The sequence below is a fragment of the Streptomyces misionensis genome (genome assembly GCF_900104815.1).
Lineage (GTDB): Bacteria > Actinomycetota > Actinomycetes > Streptomycetales > Streptomycetaceae > Streptomyces > Streptomyces misionensis.
Window position 1 is genome coordinate 6,379,607 of record NZ_FNTD01000004.1, and the last position, 10,077, is coordinate 6,389,683.

The 10,077-nt window shown below is 71.8% G+C and carries 11 protein-coding genes; 9 read left to right on the forward strand and 2 right to left on the reverse strand.

Translation table 11 applies throughout. The annotated features are described in order from the left end of the window. Window positions 1-23: 23 nt before the first annotated feature. The gene (locus BLW85_RS40315) at window positions 24-176 is read right to left on the reverse strand and encodes a hypothetical protein (RefSeq protein WP_244174938.1); all 153 of its coding nucleotides are present in this window, start codon (window positions 174-176) and stop codon (window positions 24-26) included. A gap of 217 nt (window positions 177-393) precedes the next feature. Between BLW85_RS40315 and BLW85_RS30495 the strand changes: the two genes are divergently transcribed. From BLW85_RS30495 to BLW85_RS30505, 3 genes are all read left to right on the forward strand, one after another. After that, window positions 394-1,209, forward strand: a complete 816-nt coding sequence (locus tag BLW85_RS30495; protein WP_071828572.1) for an AIM24 family protein — start codon at window positions 394-396, stop codon at window positions 1,207-1,209. 174 nt (window positions 1,210-1,383) lie between these two features. Next, window positions 1,384-1,818: a guanyl-specific ribonuclease gene (locus tag BLW85_RS30500; RefSeq protein ID WP_070025638.1), complete on the forward strand. Its 435-nt coding sequence runs from the start codon at window positions 1,384-1,386 to the stop codon at window positions 1,816-1,818. 173 nt (window positions 1,819-1,991) lie between these two features. After that, window positions 1,992-3,182: a cytochrome P450 family protein gene (locus tag BLW85_RS30505; RefSeq protein WP_074994112.1), complete on the forward strand. Its 1,191-nt coding sequence runs from the start codon at window positions 1,992-1,994 to the stop codon at window positions 3,180-3,182. A 50-nt stretch (window positions 3,183-3,232) separates the two neighbouring features. Here the strand turns inward: BLW85_RS30505 and BLW85_RS30510 are convergent, their stop codons facing one another. Next, complete coding sequence (locus BLW85_RS30510; protein ID WP_074994114.1) at window positions 3,233-4,237, reverse strand: Gfo/Idh/MocA family protein; 1,005 nt, start codon at window positions 4,235-4,237, stop codon at window positions 3,233-3,235. Between the two features lie 118 nt (window positions 4,238-4,355). Here BLW85_RS30510 and BLW85_RS30515 point away from each other — a divergent pair, with 118 nt between their 5' ends. The 6 genes from BLW85_RS30515 to BLW85_RS30540 all read left to right on the forward strand — a co-directional run bounded on the left by BLW85_RS30515 (window position 4,356) and on the right by BLW85_RS30540 (window position 9,993). Continuing rightward, the gene (locus BLW85_RS30515) at window positions 4,356-5,105 is read left to right on the forward strand and encodes a GntR family transcriptional regulator (protein ID WP_070025641.1); all 750 of its coding nucleotides are present in this window, start codon (window positions 4,356-4,358) and stop codon (window positions 5,103-5,105) included. A gap of 212 nt (window positions 5,106-5,317) precedes the next feature. Further along, window positions 5,318-6,322 (forward strand): sugar ABC transporter substrate-binding protein, encoded by a 1,005-nt coding sequence (locus BLW85_RS30520; RefSeq protein WP_074994115.1) that lies wholly within the window; start codon window positions 5,318-5,320, stop codon window positions 6,320-6,322. After that, the gene (locus tag BLW85_RS30525; RefSeq protein ID WP_074994117.1) at window positions 6,319-7,374 is read left to right on the forward strand and encodes an ABC transporter permease; all 1,056 of its coding nucleotides are present in this window, start codon (window positions 6,319-6,321) and stop codon (window positions 7,372-7,374) included. The genes BLW85_RS30520 and BLW85_RS30525 overlap by 4 nt, the downstream gene beginning before the upstream one ends. Then, a complete protein-coding gene (locus BLW85_RS30530) occupies window positions 7,371-8,162 on the forward strand; it encodes an ATP-binding cassette domain-containing protein (RefSeq protein ID WP_070025644.1) in 792 nt (263 codons plus the stop codon). The genes BLW85_RS30525 and BLW85_RS30530 overlap by 4 nt, the downstream gene beginning before the upstream one ends. A gap of 107 nt (window positions 8,163-8,269) precedes the next feature. Next, a complete protein-coding gene (locus BLW85_RS30535) occupies window positions 8,270-9,415 on the forward strand; it encodes an ROK family glucokinase (RefSeq protein WP_070025645.1) in 1,146 nt (381 codons plus the stop codon). After that, the gene (locus BLW85_RS30540; RefSeq protein ID WP_070025646.1) at window positions 9,412-9,993 is read left to right on the forward strand and encodes a sugar kinase; all 582 of its coding nucleotides are present in this window, start codon (window positions 9,412-9,414) and stop codon (window positions 9,991-9,993) included. The genes BLW85_RS30535 and BLW85_RS30540 overlap by 4 nt, the downstream gene beginning before the upstream one ends. Window positions 9,994-10,077: the final 84 nt, after the last annotated feature.

Consider the following 10,077-nt stretch of genomic DNA (forward strand, 5'->3'; position numbering starts at 1 on the left):
GCCTCCCGTGTGCAGCCCCGTGGTCAGCCAGAGCGCACCCGGGACCGCGGCCCCGCACAGCCCCCGCGCTGGCCCGCGAACGCCTCGTGCAGGTCCGGGCCCACGGCGTCCGGATCGCTCTCCACGTACATCCGGCCGTGGTGGACGTACACCTCTCCTGTGACCGGCCTGCGCACGGCACCCCTCCTCACCCCGTCGACGGCCTCCGGAGCCCATGCCGGACGACGGGCCGTCACCTGCCCCGCATCATGACGCAGGGCACTGACAACGGCCCCGGCGACGGTGGCGCCGCGCCCCTGTCGTCCCGTCCGCTCCCCGTCCGCCGACGGCGAACGCGCGGCCCGGTCGGCCCCGGCCGGAACTCTTCGCCCCCTCTCCCGCGTTCTTCCGGGCGTGACCCTTCAGCAAGAGATCGTCGGCAACGCCATGCAGATGGCGGTCGTCAACCTGCACCCCGGGCAGACCGTGTACTGCGAGGCGGGGAAGTTCCTGTTCAAGACCACGAACGTGACCATGGAGACCCGGCTGTCCGGGCCGTCCGGGAGCGGTGGGCAGCAGCAGGGCGGCTCGGGCGGCGGCATGGGCGGGCTGCTGCGCCAGGCCATGGGCACCGCGATGCAGGTGGGGCAGCGGATGCTGGCCGGCGAATCGCTGGCGTTCCAGTACTTCACCGCCCAGGGCGGTCAGGGCACAGTCGGCTTCGCCGGGGTGCTCCCGGGGGAGATGCGCGCGCTGGAACTCGACGGCAACCGTGCCTGGTTCGCCGAGAAGGACGCCTTCGTGGCCGCGGAGTCCACGGTCGAGTTCGGCATCGCCTTCGCGGGCGGCCGTACCGGCATGAGCGGCGGCGAGGGCTTCGTCCTGGAGAAGTTCACCGGGTACGGCACGGTGATCATCGCGGGCGCGGGCAACTTCATCGACCTCAACCCGGCGGACTTCGGCGGCCGCATCGAGGTGGACACCGGCTGTGTGGTCGCCTTCGAGGAGGGCATCCAGTACGGCGTGCAGCGGGTGGGCGGCCTCAACCGGCAGGGGCTGATGAACGCCGTCTTCGGCGGCGAGGGCCTGTCCCTGGCCACCCTGGAGGGCAACGGCCGGGTGATCCTCCAGTCCCTGACCATCGAGAGTCTGGCCAACGCCCTGAAGAAGGCCCAGGGCGGCGACAAGCAGGGCCCGACCGGCGGTCTGTTCTCCACCCACGCCGGCTGAGCCGCACCGCCCCCGCCCGGCGTCCTTCGAACGTGCCTCCCGTGACCGCCCTGTGCGCCTCGTGTGGCCGTCCGGAGGAGGAAGGTGAACTCGCTGAAAAACAGGGTTGACCGACGGCGGAATCTTCGACGGTGTCGTTGACATGTCCTTGTCTACGCGCGTCATCATGACGGCATGCGAATCCCCCCACGCGCCGCTCGGATCGGCGCCGCAGCCGCAGTCCTGTCCGCCCTCCTCGTGGGCGGCACCGTCTCCGCCGGCCCGGCGGGCGCGGTGCCCGTCTCCACCGCGACGGCCCACGCCGTACCCGCGTCCGCCGCCTCCGTCGGCAGCATCTGCCACAGCGCCCTGCCGCCGGAGGCCGACGACACCCTCGGCCTCATCGCCCAGGGCGGTCCCTACCCGTACTCGCAGGACGGCACGGTCTTCTCCAACCGCGAGGGCGTCCTGCCCGACCAGCCGTCCGGGTACTACCACGAGTACACCGTCAAGACCCCCGGCTCCTCCACCCGCGGTGCCCGCCGCATCGTCACCGGCGAGCAGAACCAGGAGGACTACTACACCTCCGACCACTACGCCACGTTCGACCTGATCGACTTCGGCTGCTGACCGACACAGAGCCTCGCCCCGCGGCCACCCACCCCCACCCATCGGCCGCGGGGCGAGTCGTGTCCGGGCCGGCACGGAATTCTCCGGGGAACGGGCACCGATCCGGTCGCGCGCGCGTTCCCTCTGTACCGGGACGTGCCCGGCGGGCCTCGGGGGAGTCCGGAAGGGGAGCCATGGACAGGCGGCAGACCGTCGATCTGGGGGAGTACGGGGAGGCGTTCCGCCGGAACCCGCATCCGGTGTACGCGCGGCTGCGCGAGGCCGGACCCGTGCACCGCGTCCGGCCGCCGGGCGCGGACGCGGGCTACGAGACCTGGCTGGTCGTGGGGTACGAGGAGGCGCGCGCCGCCCTGGCCGACCCCCGGCTCGCCAAGGACGGCGCGAAGATCGGCGTCACCTTCGTCGACCAGCACCTGATCGGCAGGCACCTGCTGAGCACCGACCCGCCGCAGCACACCCGGCTGCGCGGCCTCGTCACCCGCGCCTTCACCATGCGCCGCATCGAGCAACTGCGCCCGCGCGTCCAGCGGATCACCGACGACCTGCTGGACGAGATGCTGGCGCACGACAGGGCCGACCTCATCGCCTCCCTCGCCTACCCGCTGCCCCTCACCGTCATCTGCGAACTGCTCGGCGTCCCCGAGATGGACCGCACCGAGTTCCGCGAGATCTCCTCGCAGGTGGTCGCCCCGACCGACCCGGAGGCGGAGCACGAGGCGGTCGTCCGCCTCGGCGAGTACCTCACCGAACTGATCGAGGACAAACGCTGTGCCGGACCCACCGGCGACCTGCTCGGCGACCTGGTCCGCACCACCGCCGAGGACGGCGACCGGCTCTCGCCCGAGGAACTGCGCGGCATGGCCTTCCTGTTGCTCATCGCCGGACACGAGACCACGGTCAACCTCATCGGCAACGGCGTCCTCGCGCTGCTCACCCACCCCGATCAACTCGCCGCCCTGCGCGCCGACACGAGCCTGATCGACGGCGTGGTGGAGGAGGCGCTGCGCTGGGAGGGCCCGGTGGAGAACGCCACGTTCCGGTACGCGGCCGAGCCGCTGGAGCTCGGGGGCGTGCGGATCGAACAGGGCGACCACGTGATGATCGGGCTCACCGCGGCCCAGCGCGACGGCGCCCGGTTCCCCGCCCCCGACCGCTTCGACATCCGCCGCGACACCCGCGGCCACCTCGCCTTCGGCCACGGCATCCACTACTGCCTCGGCGCGCCCCTGGCCCGCCTGGAGGGCCGCACCGCCATCGCCACCCTGCTGGAACGCGCCCCGGGACTCGCCCTGGACGGCCCCCACGGCGAGTGGCTGCCGGGCATGCTCATGCGCGGCCTGCGCACCCTGCCGGTGCGCTGGTAGCGAGGCCCCCTGGAGGCACCGCCGCCGTGCGGCGGCCCCGCACGCCGGCCCTACGCCCCCGGAATCTCCCCGAGCGCCACCGCCCGCCGCTCCCGGCGCGAGATCTCGCAGGCCTCGGCGATCCGCAGCGCCTCCAGGGCCTGCCGCCCGTCACAGGGATTGGGCCGCTCGCCGCGCAGCACGTCCACGAAGGCGCACAGTTCGGCCTCGTAGGCGGGGGCGAACCGCTCCAGGAAGCCGGTCCAGGGCTTGTCCGCGGGCGGCGGCCCGCTCGGTTCGGTGGAGGCGAGCGGCGTACGGTCGTCCAGACCGACCACGGCCGTGTCGTGCTCGCCGGCCAGCTCCATGCGGACGTCGTAGCCGGCGCCGTTCACCCGGGTCGCGCTCGCGGTGGCCAGGGTGCCGTCGTCCAGGGTGAGCAGCGCCGCCCCCGTGCCGACGTCGCCGGCCTCCCGGAACATCGCGGGGCCGGCGTCCGAGCCGGTGGCGTAGACGTCGGTCACCTCGCGGCCGGTCACCCAGCGCAGGACGTCGAAGTCATGGATGAGCGTGTCCCGGAACAGGCCGCCGGACAGCGGCAGCCAGTCGGCCGGGGGAGGGGACTGGTCGCAGGTCAGGGCGCGGACGGTGTGCAGCCGGCCGAGCCGCCCGGAGCGTACCGCCTCGCGGGCGCCCGCGTATCCGGCGTCGAACCGCCGCTGGAAGCCCATCTGGAGCACCGTCTGGGCCGCCGCCACCTCGGCGAGCGCCTGGAGCGTGCCCGGGACGTCCAGGGCGATCGGCTTCTCGCAGAAGACCGGCAGGCCCGAGCGGGCCGCCCGGCCGATCAGCTCGGCGTGCGCCGCGGTCGCCGTCGTGATCACCACCGCGTCCACGCCCCACCTGAAGATCTCGTCCACCCCCGGCGCCGCCGTCTCGCCCAGCCGCTGCGCCAGCCGCTGGGCCCGCGCCGGATCGGCGTCCGTGAGGATCAGCGATCCGACCTCGCGATGACGGCTGAGCGTGTTCGCGTGGAGGGTCCCGATGCGGCCCGTACCGATGACGCCGATGCGCATGGGAACAAAGTGGGGGCGGAGCCGGTGCCCTGTCAATTCGCATGTCAGGACAACCGGACTTCACGACTTCCCGTCAACCCGTCACGCGGCTACGCTCGGGCCCGTGCCGAAACCTGTTGTGGACCCGACCGTCGCGCTCGACCTCCGTGTGGACCGTAGCTCGCCGGTGCCGTTGTACTTCCAGCTCTCCCAGCAGCTGGAGGCCGCCATCGAGCGCGGTGGCCTGACTCCCGGCAGCCTCCTGGGCAACGAGATCGAACTGGCCGCACGGCTCGGACTGTCCCGGCCCACCGTCCGCCAGGCCATCCAGTCCCTCGTGGACAAGGGCCTCCTCGTGCGCCGCCGGGGCGTCGGCACCCAGGTCGTGCACAGCCAGGTCAAGCGCCCCCTGGAGCTGAGCAGCCTCTACGACGACCTGGAGGCGGCCGGGCAGCGCCCGGCGACCAAGGTCCTGGTCAACACGGTCGTCCCGGCCTCCGCGGAGATCGCCGCGGCGCTCGGTGTCGCCGAGGGCGGCGACGTGCACCGCGTCGAACGGCTCCGGCTCGCGCACGACGAGCCGATGGCCTATCTGGTCAACCACCTGCCGCCCGGCCTGTTCGACCTGGACACGGCCCAGCTGGAGGCGACCGGCCTGTACCGGCTGATGCGCGCCGCCGGGATCACCCTGCACAGCGCCCGCCAGTCGATCGGCGCCCGGGGCGCCACCGCCATGGAGGCCGACCGGCTCGGCGAGGCCGAGGGCGCGCCGCTGCTCACCATGCGGCGGACCACCTTCGACGACACCGGCCGCGCGGTCGAGTTCGGCGACCACACCTACCGCCCGGCCCGCTACTCCTTCGAGTTCCAGCTGCTCGTGCGCCCCTGACGACGGCCCAGGGTTCGTCGCATTGTCCGGACAAGGTGACCGGGATCTCCTCCCCGGCCGCACTCCCGACCCGGCCGATGACCGATACTGAAGTGTTTGGGGCTGGTGAGGTCGCCGCCGGGACACGCCGACGGTGAGGTCGCCCGCCCCTTACGCACGTCGGAGCAAGGACAGCCGGCCACAGCCGGCGACAGGGAGAAGGGCACGGCCTCGTGGCACGGTTTCGTACCTGGGCAGTCATGGCAGTCGCGGGGGCACTCTCGGTGTCCCTGGCGGGTTGCAGCAGCACCGGCGGGAAGCGGGCCGAGGACGCCCGCAAGGCCGCCGTGGCCCAGGGCAGGGCGGCGGTGAACACGCCCCGCTGGACCTTCGCGATGATCACGCACTCGGGGGACGGCGACACCTTCTGGGACATCGTGCAGAGCGGTGCCAAGCAGGCCGCCGTCAAGGACAACATCAACTTCCTCTACTCGCACGACGACGACGCGCAGCAGCAGGCCCAGCTGGTGGACGCGGCGGTCGACAAGAAGGTCGACGGGATCATCGTCACCCTCGCCAAGCCGGACGCCATGAAGGCGTCGGTCGAGCGCGCCGAGAGGGCCGGCATCCCGGTGATCACGGTCAACTCCGGCTCCGAGCAGTCCAAGGCCTTCGGCGCGCTGACCCACATCGGCCAGGACGAGACCATCGCCGGCGAGGCGGTGGGCGACGAGCTGAACAAGCGGGGCAAGAAGAAGGCCCTGTGCGTGCTGCACGAGCAGGGCAACGTCGGTCACGAGCAGCGCTGCGACGGCGTCGCCAAGACCTTCCACGGCACCACGCAGAAGCTCTACGTCAACGGCACCAACATGCCGGACGTGCAGTCCGCCATCGAGGCCAAGCTCCAGGCCGACAAGTCCGTGGACGCGGTCGTCACCCTCGGCGCGCCGTACGCGGACACCGCGGTGAAGGCCAAGGGCGACGCGGGCAGCAAGGCCGAGGTGGACACCTTCGACCTCAACGCCCAGGTCGCGGCCTCCCTGAAGAACGGCACGCTGGGCTTCGCCGTGGACCAGCAGCCGTACCTCCAGGGCTACGAGGCGGTCGACCTGCTGTGGGCCTACAAGTACAACGGCGACGTCCTCGGCGGCGGCAAGCCGGTGCTGACCGGCCCGCAGATCATCACCAAGGACCAGGCGGCCACGCTGGCGGCGTACACCGAGCGGGGCACCCGATGAGCGCGACCGCCGAACGCAAGACCGATGAACAAGTGGCCGACGAAAGGATCCTTCGGACCTCTCCGCTGAAGAAGCTCCTCGCCCGCCCCGAACTGGGCTCGGTCGTCGGCGCCCTCGCCGTCTTCGTGTTCTTCGCCTTCGTCGCCGACGGCTTCCTGCGCGCCTCCAGCCTCAGCACCGTCCTGTACGCCTCCTCGACCATCGGGATCATGGCCGTACCGGTGGCCCTCCTGATGATCGGCGGCGAGTTCGACCTGTCGGCGGGCGTCATGGTGACCTCCGCGGCGCTGATCTCCTCGATGTTCAGCTACCAGATGACGGCGAACACCTGGGTCGGCGTCGGCGTGTCGCTCCTCGTCACACTGGCCGTCGGCGCCTTCAACGGCTTCATGCTCACCCGCACCAAGCTGCCCAGCTTCATCATCACCCTGGGCACCTTCCTGATGCTGTGCGGCATGAACCTGGGCTTCACCAAGCTGATCGACGGCACGGTCTCCACCAAGACCATCGCCGACATGGAGGGCTTCTCCAGCGCCCGCGCCGTCTTCGCCTCCACGGTCACCGTCGGCGGGGTCGACTTCAAGATCACCATCCTGTGGTGGCTCGCCCTGGTCGCCCTCGGCTCCTGGATCCTGCTGCGCACCCGCGTCGGCAACTGGATCTTCGCGGTCGGCGGCAACGAGGACGCGGCCCGCGCGGTCGGCGTCCCGGTGGCCAAGACCAAGATCGGCCTCTACATGGGCGTCGCGTTCGGCGCCTGGATCTCCGGCCAGCACCTGCTCTTCTCCTTCGACGCCGTCCAGTCCGGCGAGGGCGTCGGCAACGAGCTGATCTACATCATCGCGGCCGTCATCGGCGGCTGCCTGATCACCGGCGGCTACGGCAGCGCGATCGGCTCCGCCGTGGGCGCCCTGCTGTTCGGCATGACCAGCAAGGGCATCGTCTTCGCCGAGTGGAACCCCGACTGGTTCAAGTTCTTCCTCGGAGCGATGCTGCTCCTCGCGACCCTGCTCAACGCCTGGGTCCGCAAGCGCGCGGAGGCGACGGCATGACGCAGACCAAGACACCCGCGGCCCTGGTCGAGCTGACCGACGTCAGCAAGCACTACGGCAACGTCCGCGCCCTGGAGGGCGTGTCCCTCCAGGTGCACGCGGGCGAGATCACCTGCGTCCTCGGCGACAACGGCGCGGGCAAGTCCACCCTGATCAAGGTGATCGCCGGACTGCACCAGCACGACGGCGGCACGCTGACCGTCGACGGCGAGGAGACCCGCCTCGCCTCCCCGCGCGACGCGCTGGACCGGGGCATCGCCACCGTCTACCAGGACCTGGCCGTGGTGCCCCTGATGCCGGTCTGGCGCAACTTCTTCCTCGGCTCCGAGCCCCGCAAGGGCAGCGGCCCCTTCAAGCGCCTCGACACCGGCCTGATGCGCCGCACCACCCGCGAGGCGCTGCTGCGCATGGGCATCGACCTGCGGGACGTCGACCAGCCCATCGGCACCCTCTCGGGCGGCGAACGCCAGTGCGTGGCCATCGCCCGCGCCGTCCACTTCGGCGCCAAGGTCCTCGTCCTGGACGAGCCGACCGCGGCCCTGGGCGTGAAGCAGTCCGGCGTCGTCCTCAAGTACGTCGCCGCGGCCCGGGACGAGGGCCTGGGCGTGGTCCTGATCACCCACAACCCGCACCACGCGTACCTGGTCGGGGACCGGTTCGTGCTGCTGCGCCGGGGCACCATGGTGGGCAATCACACACGCGACGAGATCACCCTCGACGAACTGACGCGGCAGATGGCGGGCGGCTCCGACCTGGAGGCCCTCCGCCACGAACTGCAACGCAGTTGACGCCCCCGAGGGGCGCCGCGGTCAACCGGGAGACCCCCGGGATCGCCCGCCCCTCGGCCCGGCCCTGTACCGCACCCTTACCGCGGGTGAGGCAGAATCGACCAACGATGAGCACCTACCGCGACCTCACCGCCCCCATCGGCTCCCGCCGGGCCCCTGTGCTCCGCACGGTCGGGACCAGGGAACGCCGATCCCACCTGACCGCACCCCGGGTGCCCACCGTCGGCATCGACATCGGCGGCACCAAGGTCATGGCGGGCGTCGTGGACGCCGACGGCAACATCCTGGAGAAGCTCCGCACGGAGACCCCGGACAAGTCCAAGAGCCCCAAGGTCGTCGAGGACACCATCGTCGAGCTGGTCCTCGACCTCTCCGACCGGCACGACGTGCACGCGGTGGGCATCGGCGCCGCCGGCTGGGTCGACGCCGACCGCAACCGCGTCCTGTTCGCCCCCCACCTGTCCTGGCGCAACGAACCGCTGCGCGACCGCCTCAGCGGCCGTCTGTCCGTCCCGGTCCTCGTGGACAACGACGCCAACACGGCCGCCTGGGCCGAGTGGCGCTTCGGCGCCGGGCGCGGCGAGGACCACCTGGTGATGATCACGCTGGGCACCGGCATCGGCGGCGCCATCCTGGAGGACGGCCAGGTCAAGCGCGGCAAGTTCGGCGTGGCCGGCGAGTTCGGCCATATGCAGGTCGTGCCCGGCGGCCACCGCTGCCCGTGCGGCAACCGCGGCTGCTGGGAGCAGTACAGCTCCGGCAACGCGCTGGTCCGCGAGGCGCGCGAGCTGGCCGCCGCCGACTCGCCGGTCGCCTACGGGATCATCGAGCACGTCAAGGGCAACATCGGTGACATCACCGGCCCGATGATCACCGAGCTGGCCCGCGAGGGCGACGCGATGTGCGTGGAACTGCTCCAGGACATCGGCCAGTGGCTCGGCGTCGGCATCGCCAACCTGGCCGCCGCCCTCGACCCCTCCTGCTTCGTCATCGGCGGCGGCGTCTCGGCCGCCGACGAACTGCTCATCGGCCCCGCCCGGGAGGCGTTCAAGCGCCAGCTCACCGGCCGCGGCTACCGCCCCGAGGCCCGCATCACCCGCGCCCAGCTCGGCCCCGAGGCCGGCATGGTGGGCGCCGCCGACCTGGCCCGCCTGGTCGCCCGCCGCTTCCGCCGCGCCAAGCGGCGCCGGGTGGAACGGTACGAGCGCTACGAGCGCTACGCCCAGGCCCGTCGAGAACGGGACACCGCATGACCACCTCCCTGCCCCGCCAGGCCGCGCCGCCCGGCCCCGCCCGGCGGCCCCCGGAGAACCCCCGCCACAAGGCGAAACGCCGGGCGCTCACCCTGCTGATCATCGTGCTGCTGATCGGGGTGCCGGCCGGCTATCTGGTGATCTCGGCCAACCAGAGCCGCAACAGCGGCAAGGACAAGGAGGCCAAGTACTCCGCGACCGGCCTCACCGAGGGCTGGCCGTCGAAGGTGCAGCGCCGCCTCTACCAGGTGAACGTCCCGCACCCCGCCGACCGCGTCGCCTCCTACGAGACGAACAACTGGAAGACCAGCCGCCTCTACGTGCAGTTCCGCACCAACCAGGCCGGTCTCGACAGCTTCCTGCAGTCCATCGGCTCCCGCAGGGACGAGCTGGAGAAGGGCGACATCGCCGTCGGCGCCCGCGACCGCAAGGTCAGCGGCTGGGACTTCACCGGCCCCGGCTCCTGGTGGGGCCTCACCCGCACCCAGAAGAACCCGGCCCCCACCCAGGACGTGGTCGTGAACCTGGCCGACCCGACCTATCCGATGGTGTACGTGGTCTCCCGGACGGTCCCGTAGCCGGGCCGCGGACCGGGCGGCCGGGGCCGATTGTCAGACCCCGCCCGTAGAGTCGGAGACGTCTGATCCGACGTACGGACGGGA

Bases quoted from the DNA above. Each gene is read 5' to 3' on its own strand.
- BLW85_RS30500 (WP_070025638.1), top strand. From the start codon at position 1,384: ATGCGAATCCCCCCACGCGCCGCTCGGATCGGCGCCGCAGCCGCAGTC.
- BLW85_RS30505 (WP_074994112.1), top strand. From the start codon at position 1,992: ATGGACAGGCGGCAGACCGTCGATCTGGGGGAGTACGGGGAGGCGTTC.
- BLW85_RS30510 (WP_074994114.1), bottom strand. From the start codon at position 4,237: ATGCGCATCGGCGTCATCGGTACGGGCCGCATCGGGACCCTCCACGCG.
- BLW85_RS30525 (WP_074994117.1), top strand. From the start codon at position 6,319: ATGAGCGCGACCGCCGAACGCAAGACCGATGAACAAGTGGCCGACGAA.
- BLW85_RS30530 (WP_070025644.1), top strand. From the start codon at position 7,371: ATGACGCAGACCAAGACACCCGCGGCCCTGGTCGAGCTGACCGACGTC.
- BLW85_RS30535 (WP_070025645.1), top strand. From the start codon at position 8,270: ATGAGCACCTACCGCGACCTCACCGCCCCCATCGGCTCCCGCCGGGCC.
- BLW85_RS30540 (WP_070025646.1), top strand. From the start codon at position 9,412: ATGACCACCTCCCTGCCCCGCCAGGCCGCGCCGCCCGGCCCCGCCCGG.